Source organism: Allobosea sp. BE125 (genome assembly GCF_031456075.1).
Lineage (GTDB): Bacteria > Pseudomonadota > Alphaproteobacteria > Rhizobiales > Beijerinckiaceae > Allobosea.
The window spans coordinates 259,414-281,746 of the sequence record NZ_JAVDTY010000004.1; the positions used below are offsets into that span (position 1 = coordinate 259,414).

The 22,333-nt window shown below is 65.8% G+C and carries 20 protein-coding genes; 14 read left to right on the plus strand and 6 right to left on the minus strand.

Going from position 1 to position 22,333, the window contains the following annotated elements; translation table 11 throughout:
• Positions 1 to 25: 25 nt before the first annotated feature.
• Entirely contained in the window at positions 26 to 2,710 is a 2,685-nt protein-coding gene (gene ppdK / locus J2Y55_RS12010; RefSeq protein ID WP_310152779.1) for a pyruvate, phosphate dikinase, read from the plus strand.
• Between the two features lie 64 nt (positions 2,711 to 2,774).
• On the opposite strand, the gene J2Y55_RS12015 is transcribed toward ppdK, so the two are convergent.
• The gene (locus tag J2Y55_RS12015) at positions 2,775 to 3,755 is read right to left on the minus strand and encodes a quinone oxidoreductase family protein (protein WP_310152782.1); all 981 of its coding nucleotides are present in this window, start codon (positions 3,753 to 3,755) and stop codon (positions 2,775 to 2,777) included.
• Positions 3,756 to 3,848: 93 nt separating this feature from the next.
• Between J2Y55_RS12015 and J2Y55_RS12020 the strand changes: the two genes are divergently transcribed.
• From J2Y55_RS12020 to J2Y55_RS12045, 6 genes are all read left to right on the plus strand, one after another.
• Positions 3,849 to 4,196, plus strand: a complete 348-nt coding sequence (locus J2Y55_RS12020) for an ArsR/SmtB family transcription factor (RefSeq protein ID WP_310152785.1) — start codon at positions 3,849 to 3,851, stop codon at positions 4,194 to 4,196.
• A gap of 4 nt (positions 4,197 to 4,200) precedes the next feature.
• Positions 4,201 to 4,917, plus strand: coding sequence for an HAD family hydrolase (locus J2Y55_RS12025; RefSeq protein ID WP_310152788.1), 717 nt, complete (start codon positions 4,201 to 4,203; stop codon positions 4,915 to 4,917).
• A 412-nt stretch (positions 4,918 to 5,329) separates the two neighbouring features.
• Positions 5,330 to 5,539 (plus strand): cold-shock protein, encoded by a 210-nt coding sequence (locus tag J2Y55_RS12030; RefSeq protein WP_056795451.1) that lies wholly within the window; start codon positions 5,330 to 5,332, stop codon positions 5,537 to 5,539.
• Positions 5,540 to 5,736: 197 nt separating this feature from the next.
• The gene (locus J2Y55_RS12035) at positions 5,737 to 7,185 is read left to right on the plus strand and encodes a DEAD/DEAH box helicase (protein WP_310152794.1); all 1,449 of its coding nucleotides are present in this window, start codon (positions 5,737 to 5,739) and stop codon (positions 7,183 to 7,185) included.
• Positions 7,186 to 7,268: 83 nt separating this feature from the next.
• Positions 7,269 to 7,541, plus strand: a complete 273-nt coding sequence (gene infA / locus J2Y55_RS12040; RefSeq protein ID WP_066609866.1) for a translation initiation factor IF-1 — start codon at positions 7,269 to 7,271, stop codon at positions 7,539 to 7,541.
• 9 nt (positions 7,542 to 7,550) lie between these two features.
• The gene (locus J2Y55_RS12045) at positions 7,551 to 7,820 is read left to right on the plus strand and encodes a hypothetical protein (protein ID WP_310152801.1); all 270 of its coding nucleotides are present in this window, start codon (positions 7,551 to 7,553) and stop codon (positions 7,818 to 7,820) included.
• Between the two features lie 345 nt (positions 7,821 to 8,165).
• On the opposite strand, the gene J2Y55_RS12050 is transcribed toward J2Y55_RS12045, so the two are convergent.
• Positions 8,166 to 8,774, minus strand: coding sequence for a hypothetical protein (locus J2Y55_RS12050; protein WP_310152804.1), 609 nt, complete (start codon positions 8,772 to 8,774; stop codon positions 8,166 to 8,168).
• An 806-nt stretch (positions 8,775 to 9,580) separates the two neighbouring features.
• On the opposite strand from J2Y55_RS12050, the gene J2Y55_RS12055 reads away from it, so the two are divergent.
• From J2Y55_RS12055 to J2Y55_RS12065, 3 genes are read left to right on the plus strand one after another with little or no spacing between them, the layout of a single operon-like run.
• Positions 9,581 to 11,251 carry an ATP-dependent nuclease gene (locus J2Y55_RS12055; protein WP_310152806.1) on the plus strand — a complete coding sequence of 557 codons (1,671 nt, stop codon included), beginning with the start codon at positions 9,581 to 9,583 and terminating at the stop codon, positions 11,249 to 11,251.
• A gap of 42 nt (positions 11,252 to 11,293) precedes the next feature.
• Entirely contained in the window at positions 11,294 to 11,977 is a 684-nt protein-coding gene (locus tag J2Y55_RS12060) for an SOS response-associated peptidase (protein WP_310152809.1), read from the plus strand.
• A complete protein-coding gene (locus J2Y55_RS12065; protein ID WP_310152812.1) occupies positions 11,974 to 12,858 on the plus strand; it encodes a hypothetical protein in 885 nt (294 codons plus the stop codon). Before J2Y55_RS12060 ends, J2Y55_RS12065 begins: the two co-directional genes overlap by 4 nt.
• A gap of 66 nt (positions 12,859 to 12,924) precedes the next feature.
• Here J2Y55_RS12065 and J2Y55_RS12070 read toward each other — a convergent pair whose 3' ends face one another.
• Positions 12,925 to 14,217 carry a cell wall hydrolase gene (locus tag J2Y55_RS12070; RefSeq protein WP_310152816.1) on the minus strand — a complete coding sequence of 431 codons (1,293 nt, stop codon included), beginning with the start codon at positions 14,215 to 14,217 and terminating at the stop codon, positions 12,925 to 12,927.
• A 262-nt stretch (positions 14,218 to 14,479) separates the two neighbouring features.
• Between J2Y55_RS12070 and J2Y55_RS12075 the strand changes: the two genes are divergently transcribed.
• Together J2Y55_RS12075 and acuI are read left to right on the plus strand one after the other, a co-directional pair.
• A complete protein-coding gene (locus tag J2Y55_RS12075; protein ID WP_310152819.1) occupies positions 14,480 to 15,712 on the plus strand; it encodes an MFS transporter in 1,233 nt (410 codons plus the stop codon).
• Positions 15,713 to 15,951: 239 nt separating this feature from the next.
• The gene (acuI, locus tag J2Y55_RS12080; RefSeq protein WP_310152822.1) at positions 15,952 to 16,938 is read left to right on the plus strand and encodes an acrylyl-CoA reductase (NADPH); all 987 of its coding nucleotides are present in this window, start codon (positions 15,952 to 15,954) and stop codon (positions 16,936 to 16,938) included.
• Between the two features lie 214 nt (positions 16,939 to 17,152).
• Here acuI and J2Y55_RS12085 read toward each other — a convergent pair whose 3' ends face one another.
• The 3 genes from J2Y55_RS12085 to J2Y55_RS12095 form a co-directional block, all read right to left on the minus strand.
• Positions 17,153 to 17,347 carry a hypothetical protein gene (locus J2Y55_RS12085; RefSeq protein WP_310152825.1) on the minus strand — a complete coding sequence of 65 codons (195 nt, stop codon included), beginning with the start codon at positions 17,345 to 17,347 and terminating at the stop codon, positions 17,153 to 17,155.
• Positions 17,348 to 17,372: 25 nt separating this feature from the next.
• A complete protein-coding gene (locus tag J2Y55_RS12090) occupies positions 17,373 to 18,278 on the minus strand; it encodes a LysR family transcriptional regulator (RefSeq protein ID WP_310152828.1) in 906 nt (301 codons plus the stop codon).
• A gap of 252 nt (positions 18,279 to 18,530) precedes the next feature.
• On the minus strand, positions 18,531 to 19,556 hold the full coding sequence (locus J2Y55_RS12095; RefSeq protein WP_404978892.1) for an L-threonylcarbamoyladenylate synthase: 1,026 nt from the start codon (positions 19,554 to 19,556) through the stop codon (positions 18,531 to 18,533).
• Positions 19,557 to 19,694: 138 nt separating this feature from the next.
• On the opposite strand from J2Y55_RS12095, the gene J2Y55_RS12100 reads away from it, so the two are divergent.
• Together J2Y55_RS12100 and J2Y55_RS12105 are read left to right on the plus strand one after the other, a co-directional pair.
• The gene (locus J2Y55_RS12100) at positions 19,695 to 21,482 is read left to right on the plus strand and encodes an acyl-CoA dehydrogenase (protein WP_310152835.1); all 1,788 of its coding nucleotides are present in this window, start codon (positions 19,695 to 19,697) and stop codon (positions 21,480 to 21,482) included.
• The gene (locus J2Y55_RS12105) at positions 21,479 to 22,330 is read left to right on the plus strand and encodes an SDR family NAD(P)-dependent oxidoreductase (RefSeq protein WP_310152838.1); all 852 of its coding nucleotides are present in this window, start codon (positions 21,479 to 21,481) and stop codon (positions 22,328 to 22,330) included. Before J2Y55_RS12100 ends, J2Y55_RS12105 begins: the two co-directional genes overlap by 4 nt.
• The last annotated feature ends 3 nt before the right edge of the window (positions 22,331 to 22,333 follow it).

Sequence of the window (22,333 nt, forward strand, 5' to 3'; positions counted from 1 at the left end):
TTGGCTGGATGAAGAGGCATTGGTGATGGCAGGCGGTAAATGGGTCTACACCTTCGGCGACGGCAAGGCCGAAGGCGAGGCGGGTATGAAGAACCTGCTCGGCGGCAAGGGCGCCAATCTCGCCGAGATGAGCAATCTGGGCCTGCCGGTGCCTCCGGGCTTCACCATCACCACCGAGGTCTGCACCTGGTATTACGACAACGGCAAGCAATTCCCCTCCGAGCTCGACGGCCAGGCCAAGGCGGCGCTGGCCGAGATGGCACGGCTGACCGGCAAGGTCTTTGGCGACCCCGCCAATCCGCTGCTGGTCTCGGTGCGTTCGGGCGCGCGCGCCTCGATGCCGGGCATGATGGATACGGTGCTGAATCTCGGCCTGAACGACGTCACCGTCGAGGCCGTCGCCAAGGCCTCGGGCGATGCCCGCTTCGCCTGGGACAGCTATCGCCGCTTCGTCACCATGTATTCCAACGTCGTGCTCGATGTGGACCACGGCCATTTCGAGGAGGCGCTCGAGGACTACAAGGAGCGCAAGGGCCTGCATCTCGACACCGATCTGAGCGCCGAGGATTGGAAGGTGCTGGTCGGCAAATACAAGGACATCGTCAAGAAGGCGCTCGGCTCGGAGTTCCCGCAGGATCCCGTAGCCCAGCTCTGGGGCGCGGTCGGTGCGGTCTTCTCCTCCTGGATGAATGCGCGCGCGATCAAATATCGCGAGCTCAACAACATCCCGGCCGCCTGGGGCACAGCGGTCAACGTCCAGTCGATGGTCTTCGGCAATATGGGCGACACCTCGGCGACCGGCGTCGCCTTCACCCGCAACCCCTCGACCGGTGAGAACGCGCTCTATGGCGAGTTCCTGATCAACGCCCAGGGCGAGGATGTCGTCGCCGGCATCCGCACGCCGCAGGACATCACGGAAGTCGCCCGCAAGGAGGCCGGCTCCGACAAGCCTTCGATGGAGAAGGCGATGCCCGAGGCCTATGCCGAGCTCGTCCGCATCTATGGCATCCTGGAGCGGCACTACCGCGACATGCAGGACATGGAGTTCACCATCCAGGAGGGCAAGCTCTGGATGCTGCAGACCCGTTCCGGCAAGCGCACGGCCAAGGCCGCGCTGCGGATCGCGGTCGAACTCGCCAAGGAAGGGCTGATCACGGAAGAGGAGGCGGTCGGCCGCATCGAGCCCGGCGCTCTCGACCAGCTGCTGCACCCGATGATCGACCCCAAGGCCGAGCGCCGCATCCTGACGACCGGCCTGCCGGCCTCGCCGGGCGCGGCGGCCGGCGAGATCGTCTTCAACTCCGACGATGCCGAAGCGGCGAAGAAGGCCGGACGCAAGGTCATCCTGGTGCGCGTCGAGACGAGCCCTGAGGATATTCACGGCATGCACGCGGCCGAAGGCATCCTGACCACGCGCGGCGGCATGACCTCGCATGCGGCGGTCGTGGCGCGCGGCATGGGCAAGCCCTGCGTCTCCGGCGCCGGCCAGATCCGCGTCGACTACGCCAAGGGCACGCTGACGGTCGGCGCGACGACACTGAAGGCCGGTGATTTCATCACCATCGACGGTGCGGCCGGCCAGGTCATGCTCGGCGAGATCAAGATGCAGAAGCCCGAGCTCTCCGGCGAGTTCGGCACGCTGATGGGCTGGGCCGACAAGGTCCGCCGCCTGAAAGTCCGGGCCAATGCCGAGACGCCCGACGATGCCCGCACGGCGCGCGATTTCGGCGCCGAGGGCATCGGGCTGTGCCGCACCGAGCACATGTTCTTCGACGAGGATCGCATCCAGCCGATGCGCGAGATGATCCTGGCCCATGACGATGCCGGGCGGCGCTCGGCGCTGGCGAAACTCCTGCCGATGCAGCGCCAGGATTTCGTCTCGCTGTTCACCATCATGCACGGCCTGCCGGTGACGATCCGCCTGCTCGATCCGCCGCTGCACGAATTCCTGCCGCATGGCGAGGCCGAGATCGCCGCCGTCGCCAAGGCGCTCGGCGTCACGCCCGAGGCGCTGAAGCACCGGGCCGCCGAGCTGCATGAATTCAACCCGATGCTCGGCTTCCGCGGCGTGCGTCTGGCCATCGCCTATCCCGAGATCGCCGAGATGCAGGCGCGCGCCATCTTCGAGGCGGCTGTGATTGCCGCCAAGGAGACCGGCAAGCCTGTGATCCCGGAGGTGATGGTGCCGCTGGTCATGGGCGTGGCCGAGTTCGACCTCGTCAAGGCGCGCATCGACGCCATGGCCAAGGCGGTGATCACTGAGAGCGGCGTCGCTCTGACCTATCAGGTCGGCACCATGATCGAATTGCCGCGCGCCGCGCTGCGCGCCGAGGAGATCGCCAAAAGCGCCGAGTTCTTCTCCTTCGGCACCAACGACCTGACCCAGACCACGCTCGGCATCAGCCGCGACGATGCCGGCTCCTTCCTCGGCTCCTATACGGCCAAGGGCATCCTCGCCAACGACCCCTTCGTCACCATCGACCAGGAGGGCGTCGGCGAATTGGTGAAGCTTGCGACCGAGCGCGGCCGCAAGGCGCGCCCCGACATCAAGCTCGGCATCTGCGGCGAGCATGGCGGCGATCCCGCCTCGATCGGCTTCTGCGAGAGCGTCGGCCTCGACTATGTCTCCTGTTCGCCCTTCCGCGTGCCGATCGCGCGGCTTGCCGCCGCCCAGGCGGCGCTCGGCGCGGTCAGGGCCAAGGAAGGCTGACAGGGAAGGCTGAGGAGAACGTGCGGGGCCGGTTTCTGCCGGCCCCCCCCCGGCTCCTTGCGTTCTAGGGCGTGATCAGGATCGCGCCCTTCACGCTACGCGCCTCCGCCGCCTCATGGACCCCAACGATCTCGTCCAGGATGAAGCGCGCGCCGATATCGACCCGCACATGGCCCTTGGCGATGGCGTCGAACAGGTCGGCGGCATTGGCGCGGAAAGTTGCGGCATCGGCGTTGTGCGGAAAGATCGAGGGGCGGGTCAGGAACAGGCAGCCCTTCTTGTTGAGCAGCTCCGGGTCGATCGCGGGCGCCTTGCCCGAGGCCGCGCCATAGCTGACGACGAGGCCGAAGGGCGCGGCGCAGTCGAGCGACTGCAGCAAGGTGTCCTTGCCGACGGCGTCATAGACCACCCTGGCCTTGCGCCCGCCTGTTGCCGCGAGAAAGGCGGTGGGCCAGTCCGGATCGGTCAGGTCGATGACGGCGCTGCATCCGGCGGCCAGCGCCGCCTCACGCTTCTCCGGCGAGCCGGTCGTGCCGATCACGGTTGCGCCGAGCGCGCTCGCCCAGCGCGTCAGGATCTGGCCGACGCCGCCGGCGGCGGAATGGACCAGCAGCAGGTCGCCTGGCTGGACCGCATGGGTCTTGCGCAGCAGGTACTGGGCGGTCAGCCCCTTGAACAGCAGGGTCGCCGCCGCCTCGTCGCTGACCGTGTCGGGCAGCGCGACCAGCTTGTCGGCCGGCACGTTGCGTCGGTCGGCGTAGGCGCCGACGCCGGCATTGATATAGGCGACCCGGTCGCCCGGCTTGATGCCGGCGACATCGGCACCGAGCGTCTCGACCACGCCCGCCGCCTCGAAGCCGAGGCCGGTCGGCAGCGGCAGCGGATAGATGCCCTTTCGCTGGTAGATGTCGATGAAGTTGAAGCCGATCGCCGTCTGGCGCAGGCGGACCTCGCCTTGCGCCGGCGGCGGTAGTGTCTGGACCGCGACGGACAAGACGTCCGGCGACCCGAATTCGCTGATGATGGCGGCGCGTCTTGTGGTCATGCGGGGTTGCCTCCAATGATAGGGGCGCAATGACGCATGGATTAAGGTACGATGCAAGACGTACCTTTAGCAGGACATGCCTGGAGCGAATTGATGCCTGACGACAGCGGCCATCCCGCGCTGGAGGAAATGGAGATCGGGGCGATCTTCGCCGCGCTCGCCGACCCGATCCGCCGCAAGGTCGTGCTCGCGCTCGCAGCCCGGCCGGATACGATCCGCCATTGCAGCTCCTTCGACCTGCCGGTGACGAAGGCGACGCGCACGCATCATTTCCGTGTGCTCAGGGAATCGGGGCTGATCCGCCAGGTCGATCTCGGCAACAGCCGCACGAATGCGCTGCGCCTTGCCGAATTGCGGCGGCGTTTTCCCGGACTGGTCGATCTTTTGATGGCGGAAGCCGCGGCAGCGTCTGGGCTCGTCGAGGCCGAGCCGGTATCGTGAGAGCATGCAACGCAGTCTCACCACCATCGGCTTCGATGCCGACGATACGCTCTGGCAGAACGAGCAGTTCTTCAAGCTGACCGAGGCGCGCTTCGTCGCGCTGCTCGGCGAGCATGGCGAGGCGGCCGAGATTTCCGGCCTGCTGCTGGAGGCGGAGCGGCGCAACCTCGCCTTCTACGGCTTCGGCATCAAGGGCTTCGTGCTCTCGATGATCGAGACCGCGATCGAGGTCACGAAAGGCCAGGTGCCAGCGGCGGTCATCGGCGAGATCCTCACTGCTGGCCGCGAGATGGCGGCCCATCCCGTCGAGACGCTGCCGCATGCGCGCGAGACGCTCGAGGTGCTCGCCGGCGACTACCAGCTCGTGCTGATCACCAAGGGCGATCTCTTCGACCAGGAGCGCAAGCTCGCGCAATCGGGCCTCGGCGACTTCTTCGACGCGATCGAGATCGTCAGCGACAAGACGGTCGCGACCTATCAGCGGATTTTTGCGCGCCATGGCGATGGCGCCGAGCGGGCGATGATGGTCGGCAATTCCCTGAAGTCGGATATCTGGCCGGCGCTTGAGGCCGGGGCCTGGGCGGTGCATGTTCCCCATGAACTGACTTGGGCGCTGGAGCATGCGCAGGAGCCGCAAGGGCAGGCCCGCTACAGCAAGCTCGCCGATCTCGGCGGTTTGGCTGCCCTCATCGCTGAACTCGCGGAAACTGGCCCGCGCTGACGCTGGGTTCTCGCTGTCGGGTGCTTGTGGTGGTGGCGCTGCATCCCCCACCTTGCTCAGGCTGCTGAAACGGCCGCTCCCGGCCTTGCAGAGGCTTGCCGCGCGCCTCCCCGATCTGGCTGTGGCGGGGTTGGCGGCGATGCTCGCCAGATCGGGGAGGGGCGGCGGTCGTCCCGTGCTCCCGCCCTCCACCCGGAGTCGAGCGCTGGACCCGGCTTGCAAATTATGCTAGCCCAACCCACGTAAGACGAGATGCGGCCGGGTTCTGGCCAATCCTCCGCGCGGGCTTCCCCGGTCGGCGGGCACGATTCAGATCCACCACACATCGACTACAAGACCGGAGCGAGGCGTCCGCGCGTCGAGCTTTGGGCCTCATTGAATACGCGGATCTGAAACGTAAGGACTACCGTCTATGAACAAGGGCACCGTCAAGTGGTTCAACACCACCAAGGGCTATGGCTTCATCACCCCTGAGAACGGCGGACAGGACATCTTCGTCCACATCTCCGCTGTCGAGCGGGCCGGCCTGCGCGAGCTGGTCGAAGGTCAGGTCGTGTCCTACGAGCTGATCGCCGATCGCAAGACCGGCAAGTCCTCGGCCGGCAACCTCGCCGTCGCCTGAGACTGACGACCATAGACCGGGCAGGCGCGTATCGCGCCCGCCCGGCTTTCCAAAGACACCCAAAAAGACCCCTTCCGGCGCTGTGGCTTAGCGGTTCGCCGGCAGGAAAGATCCAATATTCAAGGCCGGACGCAATCCGGCGGCACAGCCGATACCCACATGTGCCCCTTGCGTCGCGGCGTCCGGAAAGACCTATTTTGACTCAATTCACTGACCTCGGCCTGGCCGAGCAGCTTCTCAAGGCGCTCGCCTCCGAAGGTTACACCACGCCCACGCCGATCCAGGCGCAGGCGATTCCCCGCATTCTCGAGGGCCGCGACCTTCTCGGCGCCGCCCAGACCGGCACAGGCAAGACGGCAGCCTTCGCGCTGCCGCTGATCCATCGCCTGCTCAACCAGCCGCGCCGCATGGACACGCGCTCGGTGCGCGCGCTGATCCTGTCGCCGACCCGTGAGCTCGCTGCCCAGATCGAGACCTCGATCCGCGCCTATGCCCAGTTCACCACGATCAAGTCGACCGTCGTCTTCGGCGGCGTGCCCGTCGGCAAGCAGATCCGCGCGCTCGGCCAGCATGTCGATATCCTCGTCGCGACGCCCGGCCGCCTGCTCGATCTGGTCGATCAGCGCGCCGTCTCGCTGCGCGAGATCGAATATCTCGTCCTCGACGAGGCCGACCAGATGCTCGATCTCGGCTTCGTCCATGCGTTGCGCCGGATCGCCACGCTGATCCCCAAGAAGCGCCAGACGCTGCTGTTCTCGGCGACCATGCCCAAGCCGATCCGCGAGATCGCCTCGGCCTATCTGACCGATCCTGTCGAGGTCTCGGTCGCGCCTGTCGCGACCACCGCCGAGAAGATCGACCAGCGCGTCATCTTCATCAACCCCGGCGAGAAGCCGGCGCTGCTGGCCAAGACCCTGAGCGTTCCCGAGATGGAGCGCGCCATCGTCTTCACCCGCACCAAGCACGGCGCCGACAAGGTCGTCCGCCAGCTTGAGATCTCGGGCATCAAGTCGGCCGCGATCCATGGCAACAAGAGCCAGGGCCAGCGCGAGCGGGCGCTCGGCTCCTTCCGTGACGGCGAACTGCGCATCCTGGTCGCCACCGACATCGCCGCCCGCGGCATTGACGTCGATGGCATCAGCCATGTCGTTCAGTTCGACCTGCCTAACGTCGCCGAGACCTATGTCCACCGCATCGGCCGCACCGCGCGCGCCGGCGCGTCGGGCGTCGCCATCGCCTTCTGCACGCCCGAAGAGCGCGGCGATCTCGCCGCGATCGAGAAGCTGACCCGCGTCGCAATCTCGCCCATGGGCGATGTGCCGTACTGGGACGGCCGCACGCCCAAGAAGCCGCCGCAGAACCAGGGCCGCGGCGGACGCGGCCAGCAGGGCGGCGGCGGTCGCGACCAGGGCCGGCCTCAGGGTGACCGTCAGGGCCGTCCCCAGGCTGCCAAGCCGGCCGGCGGCGGTCAGCGCTCGGATGCGGCGCGTCATGACGCTCCCCGCAACGACCGCCCGCAGCGCAGCGAACAGCCTGCGCAGCGAAAAGACGGTGGTTCCGCCAAGGAAGGGCTTGGCGGCGTCGCGTTCTTGCAGCAAAGAACAGATCAACGACGCACCAACGGCGCCCGGCGACGCGCGAACTGACGCGCAAACAGCCAGAGCCGGATCGGACCAGCGCATGACGCCGGTCCGGTCCTTGCGCCAAAGGGCACACGAAGGACGACAGTATGGCTAAAGAAGAACTGCTCGAATTCGACGGAACGGTGGTCGAAGTGCTGCCCGACGGCAATTATCGGGTCAAGCTCGACAACGAACACGTGATCCTGGCTTATGCGGCCGGCAAGATGAAGAAGAACCGCATCCGCACCATCGCGGGCGACCGCGTTGTGGTCGAGATGTCGCCTTACGATCTCGATCGCGGCCGCATCAACTTCCGCCAGAAGACGGCCGGCCCGGGTCCGGGCGGTCCGCCGCGCAATCAGAACTTCCGTCGGCGCTGACCGGACACGATGCGCTTCACGCGGGTCGAGTTTATCTTCATCGCTCTCGGCGCGGCGCTCGGCGCCATCGTCGCATTCGCTGCCAAGGCGGGCTGGGTCGGGGCGTCCTCGGCTCTCCCGCCTTTCGTCTTGGTGCTGCTGGGCTTAGGCGTCGTCGAACTCGGCGTCGGTCTGGCGACCAAGAGCTCGCCGGGAAGCCTGATCGGCATGCCCGCGCGCATGCTGGCCTTCGTGGTCGGCGTTGGCGTGCTGGCCCTGCTCAATGGGGGGCTGGGCTGAGCGGGCGCCGTCCTTCGGCTCTCACTCTTTGATCCGAGCCGAAGCGCCCGAAACCCAGGCCACTGAAGCTATCCGGAAGGCGCTGCGATCGCGGCGCCTTTTTGCGTTCAGGGACGCTGCCTACGCTCGGAAACACCGCGTCATCCCGGCGCTCCGCTTCGCTACGGCCGGGATGACGGCGCGGTTCCGAGCATCAATCGCCTTGCTCCCGCTCCAGCGGATCGCCCCGCAGCAGGGCCGCGCTCCCGCCCAAGGCATCACCGCATAAAAAAAGACCCCGGCCGAGGCCGGGGCTTTGAAGTGGTCTTTTCCGTGATGAAGAAGTCTACCTAGAACCTAAAAAACTCAGTAGCCGGCGCGCTCCCAGCGCTGTGAGCCGGGGCTCACCATGACGCTGCGCTGGCGGGTCGCGTATTGCGCGGGCCGCGTCTCATGGACGACCTGCGTCGGCCGCACCATCACCTTGCGCTGGCGCTGGGTGTAGACGGCGGGGATGGTCTCATAATCGATGGTGGGAGGCGTAACCTCGACGGTGCGCTGCTGGTAGCCATATTGCGCGGGAACCTCGACCCAGCAGCCCGTGGTATTGCCATAGGCGTCGCGGGTCACTTCCCAGCGCCTGCTGGCGGGCGAGATCATCACCTTCTCGGAGACGCTCTGATACTGCGCCGGGCGATGATGCGGGATCTGGCGGGGCGGCTGGATCATCACCGTCTCGGTGACATAGTCATACTGCGCCGGGACGACGCGGGACTGGGTCTGCTCCGGGCGGATTTGATAGCTCTCGCTGAGCGTGTCGTAGACCGGCGGCGTCTGCACGAGGTTGTAGCAGGCCGAACCGCGGCAGGTGGGCGCCGGGCGGCAGCCGTAGCCGCCGCAATCGCCCGCCTGGGCGGCTTGCGCGCCAAGCAGCAGAACCGCGCTGAATGCCGAAGTGACGAAAACCTGACGCATCTGTCCGAACCCACCAACCCCGCGGCATCACCGTGCCGCTTGTGGGATCAGAAAGCCTGCTGAGTGTGATGAACGCAAGGTAAACGCTCAAACAAGGTAAAATTAACCAAGTCGAGCAGGCCGGCCGCGTTCATGGGTGTTGAAATGGCGTGAAGCGGATCGCTCGAATGCGAGGGAATGCGGGCTTGGCTGTGGATAGCGGGGGCTCCCGGACCGTGACGATCCGGGAGCTGAAATGGGTGATGGCCGGGCTTGACCTATGTGGGCGAAGGTGACGCGAAGCACCAAGTGAAGGGCGCGGGGAACCCTTCTCCCGGATAGGAGAAGGGGAGGGATGAGGGCCCGCCGCTGATTGTTGAGGCGCGACCGCGCCGCAGCGCCTCCTACTGTAACGGCACACCCTCACTCCTACCCTCTCCCATCCGGGAGAGGGGTTCCCGCGCCTGTCCCCTCTGTCACCGCCCGCTGGAAAGCCTTCAATGAGGGGAGCTTTTCGATCGGGTGCTCGCGGCGAACCGGATCGTCGTGGGGTGAGTCTGGGAATGACGACCTCCGATGGATTTTCGGGTCTGTGCTGCGCTTACCCGGAATGACGGGGGACGAGGGCGGGCCGCGTCTTGCGGCGGGGTGGGGGCGGCTTCATCCTCTGGTTGAGCTACGTGCCTGAGACGGGTGCGCTGTTCGCCTGGGGACGATCGAGATGGTCGAGCCAAGTTATCAGGCGGGCGGCGTGCAGGACATTAAGCGGGTGCGGGAAGTCGTCATTTCATGCGATCGATAAACACGAACTTTTTCACGAGAGAACAATGCCAATATTCTGGATATCGGCGCTCATACTGACCGATATGGCGCGGATTGAACTCGCGCCCAATAGCTTGGTGGTTTTTGTCGGAGCCAACAATTCCGGCAAATCTGCGGCCCTTAGAGGGATCCGTGAGCTACTTTCCACCCTCGGAGCAACGTCGAAATCAGCAATTGAGCAGGTGGTTCTACATCGTGCCGGTAGTTTGGACGATTTGCGGGAGTATATGGCTCCATTCCTCAAATTGGATCACTACATGGTGGAAGCCGGTGGTGTGCACGTCACTTCGCTGGCAAGCTACTGGTCGTCGACAGCCCCCTCCCTGGGCGCATTGTCAACGGCCATGGTTTCCGACCTGAGCACTGAGGTAAGGCTCGGCGATTGTCAGCCGGCTCAGACCATCAACTTTCGAACGGACAATGTGCGTCATCCGTTTCAACGAATGTGGCTCGACCGGCACCTGGAAAACGCAACGTCGAGCATCATTCGCCGAGCTTTCAATTGCGATCTCGTAATTGATCGGGGCGCTGGCGGTATAATTCCGGCGTATGTAGGCGATCGCCCCGAACGGATGCCTGACGAGGAGCGAGGTGATCCCTCATATACAGATCGGGTTCAGAAGCTGCAGCCGCTCGAAGAGCAGGGCGACGGTATGCGAAGTTTTGTGTCCATTGTGGCTCGCGTTCTAACCGAGGCGCGCCCGGTGCTGTTGATTGACGAGCCAGAAGCCTTTCTGCACCCTCCGCAGGCTAGATTGGTTGGACGGCAGTTGAGCGTCGATGGCTATGACCGGCAAACCTTCATAGCAACCCACAGCAGTGAAGTTTTGCAAGGACTTTTGGGAGGTGAGCGAGGGGCCTCCGTCACGGTCATTCGTTTATCGAGGGCACCGGGATCAGCAAAGGCGGTCTGCTTGCGACCGGAACAAATCGCTGAGCTCTGGAAAGATCCGATATTGAGGTTCAGCACTATTTTGGACGGACTTTTTCACGACGGCGTTGTCGTGTGCGAAAGCGATGCCGATTGTCGGTTCTACGAGGCGATGATCGATGCAGTCGGGAACTCGGAAAAGCAACCCGATCTCCACTATGTGTACAGCGGCGGAAAAGATCGGCTGCACATTGTCGTCAAGGCACTCGCCGACTTAGGGCTCCCTGTAAGTACGATAGTAGATTTCGATGTCCTGAATAACGAGGCGACCCTCAAGCGCATTCTCGCGGCGCATGGGGGGGATTGGGAGGAAATCCGCGCCGATTGGCAAACTGTGAAAACCGCAATTGAGCAACACTCGGCGTTTCTCGGCGGGGATAAATTTGTCCAAGCAGTGAACATGGCACTAAAACGCTGCAAACAGGGCGAAGCCGTCCCAAGAGAGGTCCTCTCCAACGTCAGAAAGCTGACGCGTCAAGCTTCGCCATGGGATTTTTGCAAAACCGCCGGACTGGCAGCCATCAGCTCTGGTGAGCCGCAGGTTGCTGTGCGTCGACTGCTCGCTAACTTGATGAAGACGGGCATATTTGTTGTTCCCGTGGGAGAGATGGAAGGTTTTCAACGATCGGTTGGCTCGCACGGTCCACGTTGGGTCGAAGAAGTTTTGCGCGCGGATTTGGCGAATGACCCCAATCTTGAAGAAGCCCGCTCATTCGCTCGCGCCATAACGCTCCGGTTCGCATAGCGCCCAACTGGCGCGCCTAACGATTGGCAGGGGATAGGGTCCATGTGTGGTCGTTTTTCACAGCACTACACGTGGCAAGAAATCCAAGCCTTTAGCCAGCCGCTGGCGAACGCTCTGCCGCCAGAGCAAGGCAATCTCCAGCCACGATACAACATCGCTCCGACGACCAATGTGCACATGATTCTGCCGGCCGAGGGCGGCCGGGAGCTGCGCAGCGCCCGCTGGGGCTTGATTCCCTCTTGGTTCAAAGGGGCCAGCCCCAAGGAGTTCAAATTCGCCACGTTCAATGCGCGGGTCGAGGATTTCGACCAGAAGAGCAGCTTCAAGAACGCATACAAGAGCCGGCGCTGCATAATCCCAGCCTCGGGCTTCTTCGAATGGACCGGCCCCAAGGCCGATCGCACGCCGCACTACTTCTCCGCCGCCAATGGCGACCCGCTGGGCATCGCGGGCCTATGGGAGAGATGGAAGAGGCCCGAGGGCGAGGAGGTCACCAGCTGCACGATGGTGGTGCGCGACGCTGATGAGTGGACCGCCCGCTATCACGACCGCATGCCATCGTTCCTGCAGCCCGACGATTTCGACGCTTGGCTCTCGGGCTCGGCCGGCAAGGAGCTGCTGCGCAAGACCCCGCCGAAGCTACAGGAGTGGGTGGTGGACAAGCAGGTCAACAAGACCGGAGCGGGCGATAGCGATCCGGCGACAATTCAGGCGATCAGATCGTGACAGCAGAGAATCCCATAGAAGCCGAAGTTCAAGGTACTTGGAGCCCTGTGGGCCCTGTGCTGGTGCGATACCCTACCTTCGAGAAACTCCTGAGATTCGTTCCCAATTGGTCGTCGATGCAGGCCATCGGCCAGTCACCAGTAATGAAGCTCACGATTCTCGCTCCATTTATCGGAAGTTTGGTGCTGTTCAACCGGCATATTGTTGAATTCCTGCAGCTACACGCGATGGCTGGCCACGGATCAGCGGGCCGCCTGGAATTTCTCTATTTCGGGCTGCTCATGTTGGGTTCGGGTTCAATTGCTTTTGCACTTCGCTGCCCGCCTGACCTCAAGCGCAGCCCCTCTGTCGGCGAGTATGTTGCTCAGGAGGAGTCGCTTCTGACGCGGCCCTGGATGGGCCTCATCTGCAAGCTCGTTATAGAGAACTACCATCGCAACCTAGTTTTGGACGAGCACGCCATTTGGGGTTGCCGCCCCTGGCAGCCGGCTTATCCATCGGAGCATGCAGACTTGTTTGCGGAGGTTATGGGCGCGCTGGGAGCCAAGGTTTTGACCGGCGAAGGCTGGGATGAAGGGCACCCGGCGCCAATCGACGGATTCGGCCCATTCGGCGTATTCGATCACCTAGGAGGCCTGAACGTGCCGCGCTTTGCTGAGCTGATGCGCCATGCGCCCACGGCACTCAGGGTTCTTCCGGTGACGCTCGCTAACGAAGCGATGGGTCACACGATCGACCTGTTAGCGCTCCGCTACAATGATTTAAATCACTCTCAGCCTTATTGGCGACTGATGGTCATCGCGTTCTATGGCGTGGGCTTCGCGCTTCTGGCGGTCCCCACGATCTGGACGGTGATAGCCGTCTTCAAATCGCTTCTCTGAGTTTTCGATCTGTTGCCATTTGATCGTTCGTTCATTGCCACCTGACCGTTCGCGCCCCACGCCCCCTCAAGTCTGCCCAGGCCGCAGCTGGTAGAAGACGTGCTGGCCGATCGTGTCCATCTTCTTCAGCTTCTTGGCCCAGTAAGGCCTGACGTAATTGGCGTGGTAATGCGTGGAGCCGCCGACCTCTGGCAGATAGGTCGTGCCTTCATAGACCTCGCGGGCGATGCGAACCGCGTCGTGCCAGGGCGCGGGCTCGGTGATGCGCAGCGATTTGCCCTCGCAGGCGAAGGTGAACTGGCAGGCGAGGTAGCGGCTGGCGTTCTGGTAGACGACGCCGCAGACATTGTCGGGATAGAGCCCGCTCTTGACCCGGTTGAGCACGACCTGCGCCACGGCGGCGCGGCCCTCATTCGATTCCGAGCGCGCCTCGAAATAGACCGCCTCGGCCAGGCAGCGCTGCTGGCGCGCCATCTCGCCCGCTGCGATCAGGCCGGCATAGCTGATCTGCGGGCCGGGATCGCCCTTGCGCATGGTGCTGGTCGCGAGCGGCGCCTTGGCGACGAGGTTGGGCCGCGTCAGCGCCGCAGGCGGCGCGGGTGTGACCGGCGTGGCGAGCGTCGCGACATTGTAATGCACCGATGGCGTCGCGGAACTGCTGGCGGCGCGCCCGGGCACGGAGGGCGTCGAGCCGTCGATGCTCTCCAGATGCAATTCGGCCTGGCGCGGCGAGGTGATCAGGCGGTGCTGCGAGCTCGGTGAGGCGTCCGCCATTGCCGGGTCGGTCAGCCCTTCCTCGTTCGCCGACGGCTCGAAACCGATCTGCGGCCCGTCGACGGCTTCCGCCGCGCGCTGGGCGTCGAGCGAGAAGCCGCCCGAGATCAGGCGGGGCTGGGTGTCGCCGAAGACGACGCGTTCGAGCTCGCCCGCCGGCAGCGTCGAGAGGCCTGGCCGCAGGCCGGGCAGCGGATCGCCCTTGGCGGTGCGGTCGACCTCCGGGAAGCCCGAGACCGAATGCTTCATGTCGTCGCGCGGCTGGCGCGGATCGATCGCGACGAGCCGCTCGGGATCGTCGAAGGAGAGATGCGCCTGCCGGATGGCCGAGGACAGGGAAAGACCCGGCAACCGGAAGGCGCTCCCCGCGACAAGCAGCGAGGGGCCTTCCTCGAGCGCCGAATCGAAAGCGGGTGCGGCGCGCTGGATCGATGAATAGGGCAGGGAATCGGGGCCGTAATTTTGGCCGGCCGAGGCAGTGAAGGAGACCAGGACGCCGGCCGAAAGCGCCCATGGCGCCACCGTGGCCAGGGCCCATTTCACCCCGAGCGAACCGATCCGCCTCGTACGCCTGCGCAAACGCACCTGACCTGCTACTCCACACGACCCCGGAAGACAGCGCGCATTCGCGCCATGCCGTTATCGCCCCGGTAGGGTTGAGCAGCGGTTAATGAGACCCGCAATGTTCGGATTTTGCCCGCTCGCCCATGCAAGGCTGTGATGCGCAACGCCACGAAAAGGCGTTGTTGCGCCGCGTGGATCGGCGATATCGTGCAGTCACACGATCACAGAGCAATGCTCTCAATCTTCAGAAGCGCTCGTTCGCAGAGACCGCCGGAGACCGACCATGAGTGCAGCCCCCGCGCGCAGCTACGCTCCGGAGGTGATCGTCGCCGCCGGTTGCCTGATCGCCCTGATCACCTTCGGCCCGCGCGCCAGCGCAGGCCTGTTCCAGATTCCGATGACGCTGGAATTCGGCTGGGGCCGCGACACCTTCAGCATCGCAATCGCGATCCAGAACCTGCTCTGGGGCCTGGGCGCGCCCTTCGCCGGGGCGGTGGCGGACCGTTTCGGCACCGTGCGCGTGCTCTGCTTCGGCGCCGTGCTCTACGCGCTCGGCCTCGTCGTGATGGCCTATGCCGCCACGCCGCTGGCCTTGCATCTGGGCGCCGGCGTGCTGATCGGCTTTGGCCTCTCGGCCTGTTCCTTCAACCTCGTGCTCGCCGCCTTCGGCAAGCTGCTGCCGGAATCCTGGCGGCCGATGGCCTTCGGCGCCGGCACGGCGGCGGGCTCCTTCGGCCAGTTCCTGTTCCCGCCGATCGGCAATATCCTGATCGAGCAGATCGGCTGGCATCAGGCGCTCGTCGTCTTCGCCGGCTCGGTTTTGCTGGTGATGCCCTTCGCCTTCATGCTGGCGACGCGCAAGGACGGCGTGACCCAGCCCAGCGCGACCGCGAATCTGCCGGGCCAGTCGATCAAGCAGGCGCTGACGGAGGCCTTCAAGCACCGCTCCTATGTCCTGCTCGTGCTCGGCTTCTTCACCTGCGGTTTCCAGCTCGCCTTCATCACCGCCCATATGCCGGCCTATCTCAAGGATGTCGGCATGGCGGCCTGGGTCGGCGGCTGGACGCTGGCGGTGATCGGGCTCGCCAATGCGGTCGGCTCGCTCTGTTCGGGCTGGCTCTCGACGCGCATGCCCAAGCGCCATCTTCTGGCCTGGATCTATCTCGGCCGCTCGGTCGCGATCGCCGCCTTCATCCTGCTGCCGCCGAGCCCTGCGACGGCGCTGGCTTTCGGCGCCGTCATCGGCCTGTTCTGGCTCTCCACCATCCCGCCGACCTCTTCGCTGGTGATGCTGATGTTCGGCACGAAATATATGGCGATGCTCTATGGCTTCGCTTTCTTCTCGCATCAGGTCGGCGGCTTCCTCGGCGTGCTGCTCGGCGGCGTGCTCTACGAGGCGACCGGCTCCTATCAGATCGTCTGGTGGCTCTCGATCGCGCTCGGCATCGCCTCGGCGCTGATCAACCTGCCGATCATCGAAAAGGCCGTCGAGCGGCCGCTGGCGCAGCCAGCCTGAGACGGGACTGACCAAAGGCGCACAGGCTCGCCGCTTGCGGCGTAGGGCGCGGCGGGTCATTCATCCATCGAAACCGGGCCACCACCTCAGCCCTCATCCTGAGGAGCGCGCGATTACGTGCGTCTCGAAGGATGCTCCAGTGGTATCTGAGCCTCCTGGATCATCCTTCGAGACGCCGCTTCGCGGCTCCTCAGGATGAGGGCTGGGGGGAGGCTTCTGTCGATTGGAGGAAACGCCGCATGTCCACGTTCAAGGCCCTTGTCGCGACCAAGGGCGAGACCGGCCCCGACCTCGCCTTCACCGATTTCGCCGAGGGCGATCTGATGGAGGGCGACGTCACCGTCCGCGTCACCCATTCCACGGTGAACTACAAGGACGGCCTCGCCATCACCGGCAAGGCCCCGGTGGTGCGGCGCTGGCCGATGATCCCCGGCATCGACTTTTCCGGCCGGGTCGAGACCTCCGACCATCCCGACTTCAAGCCGGGCGACCTCGTCATCCTGAATGGCTGGGGCACGGGCGAGACGCATCTGGGCGCCTATGCCCAGAAGAGCCGGGTCAAGGGTGATTGGCTGGTGCCGCTCCCGGCTGGCATGAACCCGGGCGAGGCGATGGCGATCGGCACCGCCGGCTACACCGCGATGCTCTGCGTGCTGGCGCTGGAGAAGCATGGCCTGAAGCCTGCGGACGGTCCGGTCGTGGTGACGGGGGCTGCCGGTGGCGTCGGTTCGGTCGCGACTGCGCTGCTCGCCAAGGCGGGCTGGCATGTCATCGCCTCGACCGGCAGGCCCGAGGAAGTGGATTATCTGAAGAGCCTGGGCGCGGCCGAGATTATCGACCGCAACGAGTTGTCGGCCGCGGGCCGCCCGCTCGGCAAGGAGCGCTGGATCGCCGGCGTCGACGCGGTCGGCTCGCACACCCTCGCCAATCTGCTGTCGATGACCAGATATGGCGGCGCCATCGCCGCCTGCGGCCTGGCGCAGGGCATGGATCTGCCGACATCCGTCATGCCCTTCATCCTGCGCGGCGTCGCGTTGCTTGGCGTCGATTCGGTGATGTGCCCGAAACCGCGCCGGCTCGAGGCGTGGCTGAGGCTCGCGACCGACCTCGACCGCGACGCGCTGGCGAAGATCACCACGACGATCCCGCTGGAGAGCGTGATCGAAACGGGCAAGGCGATCATCGAGGGCAAGGTGCGCGGGCGGGTCGTGGTCGAGGTGGGTTGAGAGCCTAGGCCGTCATTGCGGGCACCCGGGTCTTGCCTTCGGCAAGCCCGAGTACAGGCTCCGCGAAGCAATCGAGGGGGACGTCGAGCTCTGCCGCTCCTGGATTGCTTCGTCGCTTTGCTCCTCGCAATGACGGTGTGGTTCAGGCCAAAATCGTCCCCTGAGCATTGCGCGCGAGAAACAGGCACCCGTTTTTTCCTGGCAAGGCTCCAGCTCAGGCCAGGGCTGCAGCGGCGCGCCGCGCGATCTGCTCCCGCTCGCTCTGCCATTTCGCCGCGTCCTGCGTCACGGCGGCGACCAACTCGGGCGGAGCGCTCGCAGGCGAGCCGCCGGGGAAGGGCGGCTGCGGGTCGTAGTCCATCTGCAGCTGGACCTTGCGGGCCCGCTCCTCGCCGAAGATATCGGCCATCAGGCTGAGCGTGGAACCGGGCTCCTCACCCCGTCCCCTCGATCAGCCCGCGCTTCTTCGCCAGTTCGTTGCCGCAGAAATCCATGAAGGCGCGCACCCGCGGCGCATGCCGGATATCGGGATGGGTCAGGATCCACAGGCCGGTCGAGAATTCCGGGTCGGGCGGCATCAAGCGGACGAGGCCCGGTCGCTGGTCGGCGATGAAGCAGGGCAGGGGGCCGATGCCGAAGCCCTGCTCGACCGCCTCGGTCATGCCCAGCACGGCCGAACTCTTCAGCGCGATCCGCTCGGGCGCGACGCGCTCGCGGACATAGCGGGCAGCCTTCACATAGCCGAGCTGGTCGCCAAGCGCGACCCAGTCACGCTGGAAGAGCGCTTTCGGGTCGGCCTGCTCGGCGGGCGTCAGCCCGTCCTGGGCGCGGCCGTAGATCGCCCAGTTCAGGGTCGCGAGCCGGCGCCCGACCAGGGTCTCGCCCGGCGAGTCATTGGCGCGGATCGCGACATCGGCATCGCGCTTCGACAGGTTCAGCGTCTGGTTGCCGACGACGATGTCGAGGCGGATCAAGGGATGCGCCTGGCGGAAGGCCGCGAAGATCGGCAGCAGGACGTTGAGATAAAGCGTGTCGGTCGTGGTCACGCGCACCTCGCCCGACGGCGCGACATCGCGCCCCGCCAGGCGCAGGCCGAAGGCGGTGACGTCCTCATCCATGCGGTTCGCGAGCGCCGCCATCTCGGTGCCGGCGACGGTCGCGACATAGCCGGTCTTGCGGCGCTCGAACAAAGGCAGGCCGAGCTGCTCCTCGATCTGGCCGAGACGGCGGAAGACCGTGGAATGATTGACGCCGAGCGCATTCGCCGCGCCTGTCAGCCCGTCATGGTCGGCGATCGCCTTGATCAGGCGGAAATCGTCCCAGGCGAGATTGGAATTCATTGGCGGCCTGTCCCCTTGGAGACAGGGCTATCGCATTTAGCCCCACAGCCCTCACCCTGAGGAGCGCTTCCGCAGGAAGCGCGTCTCGAAGGATGCTCCAGAAGGCGTCTCTGCTGCAGACTGGAGCATCCTTCGAGACGCCGCTTCGCGGCTCCTCAGGATGAGGGCTCAAAAAACCAATGCGATTTCCCTGCCTTGGAGAGCGGACCCAAGCCGATATCTTGCAGCTTTGCAAGATGGTGCTTGTTGACTTCAGCGCGGCGCGGCGGCGCGCTGCAGCCGGTCGTTGATCGCCTCGCCCAGCCCATGCATTGGGATCGCCGCGATGGCGATGGTCGCCGGCGCGGCCATGTCGAGCTGGCGCAGATAGCCGAAGAGGTTCGCGGCTGCTTCCATGAGATCGCCCGCCGGGCTGAGATTGAGTTGGAGCGTCGCGGGCGACAGCGTGGTCGGCTCAGGCCCGAAGCCGAGCCAGGCCTCGCCGTCACGCGGCCCTTCCGCGTCGAGCCTGACGCCGGCTGCCGGGGCATAATGTGAGGCCAGCAGACCCGGCGAGATCGGCGCGGCGCCCGATTCGCCGGCAAGCACGAGCGAGCGCCCGATCACGCCCTCGATCGCGACGCTCGGCACGCCGCCGGGGCGCAGCAGGCGCGGCGCGCCATCGAGGCAGGCGACGATCGTCGATTCGACGCCGACCTTGGTCGGGCCGGCATCGAGCACCGCATCGATGCGCCCGTCGAGATCGGCCAGCACATGCGCGGCGCTGGTGGCGCTGACCCGGCCGGAGCGGTTGGCGGAGGGGGCGGCGATGGGCCGCCCCGCTGCTTGCAGGATCGCCTGTGCGACCGGATGGGACGGCACGCGCAGCGCCACCGTCGCAAGCCCCGCCCGCGCCAACTCGCTGACGCTGCAGCCGCTCGAGACCGGCACCACCAGCGTCAGGGGCCCCGGCCAGAAGGCGCGCGCCAGGGCCAATGCATTGGCGTCGAACAGGCCCTGCCGCTGGGCAGCAGCGAGGTCGGGCAGATGCGCGATCAGCGGGTTGAAGCTCGGCCGCTCCTTGGCCGCGTAGATGCCGGCGACCGCAGTACCGGAGGTCGCGTCCGCCGCCAGCCCGTAGACCGTCTCCGTCGGCAGCGCCACGAGCTTGCCCGCGCGCAGCAATGCGGCCGCAGTGGCGATGCCGGCTGCGCTGTCGTCCAGCCGCTGCGTGACGCGTTGATCGGGCACGATTGACCTCAATTGGTTTATATATAAACTATATCTGCAGCAGGCCATGGGCGCAGGTAAGTGACGAAGGTCGCGCTCGCCTGCGCGTGGCGTCGGGGATAGTTCCTCGCTAACATCGCGGCAACGTCAAAAGCAGACCCTCATCCGCCGATCAGGCAGGATATGCGGGCTTCCAGGGAGAATTTCATGAGCTACCGCGCCCCGGTCGAGGACATCATCGCCACCTTGCGCCATGTCGCCGGCCTCGACGGGCTGATCGCGGAGGGGCTCGCGCCGGAGCTCGATGGCGGCCTCACAGATGCCGTGCTGGAGGAGGCGGCGAAATTCGCCGGAGACGTGATCGCCCCGCTCAACCGGGTCGGCGATACCCATGGCTCGACCTTGAAGGATGGCGTCGTCACCACGCCGCCGGGCTGGAAGGAAGCCTACAAGGCCTGGGCGGAAGCCGGCTGGAACGCCCTTCCGGGCCCGGAGATCTATGGCGGCCAGGCCCTGCCGACGCTGCTGCAATCGGCCTGCACCGAGATGTGGAACTCGGCCTCGCTCGCCTTCGCGCTCGGGCCGCTGCTGACGATCGGTGCGATCGAGGCCGTTCACGCCCATGGCTCCGACCATCTCAAGCAGACCTATCTGGCGAAACTCGTTTCGGGCGAGTGGATGGGCACGATGAACCTGACCGAGCCGCAGGCGGGCTCCGATCTGAATGCGCTACGCTCCAAGGCCGAGCGCGCCGGCGACGGCACCTACCGCATCACCGGCCAGAAGATCTTCATCACCTATGGCGAGCATGGGATGACGGAGAACATCATCCATCTCGTCCTCGCGCGCCTGCCCGATGCCCCTCCCGGCACGCGCGGCATCTCGCTCTTCCTGGTGCCGAAATACCTCGTCAATGCCGATGGAACGCTTGGCGCCCATAACGACCTGCGTTGCTCCGGCATCGAGCACAAGCTCGGCATCCACGCCTCGCCGACCTGCTCCATGGCCTATGGCGACCAGGGCGGAGCGGTCGGCTGGCTGATCGGCGAGGAGAATCGCGGTCTCGCCTGCATGTTCACGATGATGAACAATGCTCGCCTCAACGTCGCGCTGCAGGGCGTCGCCATTGCCGAGCGCGCCTATCAGCAGGCGCTGGCCTTCGCCGGGGAGCGCCGCCAGGGCGCGGCGCTCGACGCACCCAAGGGTTCGGCCAAGGGTTCGGCAATGAGCCCGATCATCGTGCATCCCGATGTGCGCCGCATGCTCATGGACATGCGCGCCAAGACGCAAGCCGCCCGCGCCATCTCCTACATGGTCGCCGCCGCGCTCGACCGCAGCCATCGCGAGACCGACGAGGCCAGGCGCAAGGCGGCCAGCGAGCGCGCCGCGATCCTCACCCCCGTCGCCAAGGCCTATGCCACCGATATCGGCATCGATGTCGCCTCGACCGGCGTGCAGATCCATGGCGGCATGGGCTTCATCGAGGAGACCGGCGCCGCCCAGCATCTGCGCGATGCCCGCATCTGCACGATCTATGAGGGCACCAACGGCATCCAGGCGATCGACCTCGTGCTGCGCAAGCTGCCGCTTTCCGGCGGCGAGGCGGTCAAGGCGCTGATCGGCGAGATGCGCGGCGTGGTCGGCGAGGTCGAGGGCGCCAATACGCCAGGCTTTGGCCACAGCGCAGCCCGGCTGAAGGCCGCAGTCGACGCGCTGGAGCGCGCCACCGACTGGATGCTGGCGACGATGGGCGCCAAGCCGGGCGAGGTGCTCGCCGGTGCGACGCCCTATCTCAAGCTCTTCGCCTTGGCGCAAGGCGGCACCGGCCTCGCCCGGAAGGCGCTCGCCATGCGCTCCGAGGAGAACGGCGCAGCGGCGGTCGCCACGGCCCGCTTCTTCGCCGAGCACGTCGTCACCGAGGCCCCGGCGCTGGAATTGGCGGTGACGGAAGGCGCCGGCGCAGTCGAGGACGCCGACGCGGTCTTTGCGGCGTGAGCGAAGCCCCGCGCGCGCTCGCAGGCCGCATCTGCCTGGTCGCGGGCGCCTCGCGCGGGCTTGGGCGCGGTATCGCCAGGGCGTTGGGCGAAGCCGGCGCGACCGTCATCGTCACAGGCCGCTCAAGCGAGGCCGGCCCCCGCACCGATCAGCGTCAGGAGACCTTCGAGGATACGGCGCGCGAGGTCGAGGCCGCCGGCGGCAAGGGCCATCCCTATCGCTGCGACCATATGCAGGAGCGCGAGGTCGATACGCTTGTCTCCTGGGCCTTGCGCCGCTTCGGCCGGCTCGACTGCGTGGTCGATGCCGTCTGGGGCGGCAATGAGGGCTATGATGGCGAGCGCTATCCCGATGGCTCGCAATTCGGCGCACCGTTCTGGCGCAGGCCGGCGGCAAGGCTCGGCCAGAATTTCGAGAGCGGCGTCTATGCGCAACTGCTGCTGGCGCGGGCGGTCGCGCCCGCCATGGTGCAGATGCGCAAAGGCCTGATCGTCACGGTCAGCTTCGACACGGCCGGCGGCTATCTCGGCGATGTCTTCTACGATCTCGCCAAGACGGCGATGAACCGCCTGACCCTGGCGATGGCCCATGAGCTCAAGCCGTTCGGCGTCACGGCGCTGGGCCTGTCCCCCGGCCATGTCCTGACCGAGCGCGTCGCTGACGCCGGCATGGCGGCGGAGACGACCGAGAGCCCGCTCTATGCCGGCCGTGCGGTCGCGGCGCTTGCCGCTGATCCCGATGTCGCCCGCCATGCCGGCCAGGTGCTGCATGTCGCCGATCTCGCCCGCGCCTATGGCTTCACCGATCGGGACGGCACGCAGCCGGACCGCTTCACCATTCCAGCCTGAGGG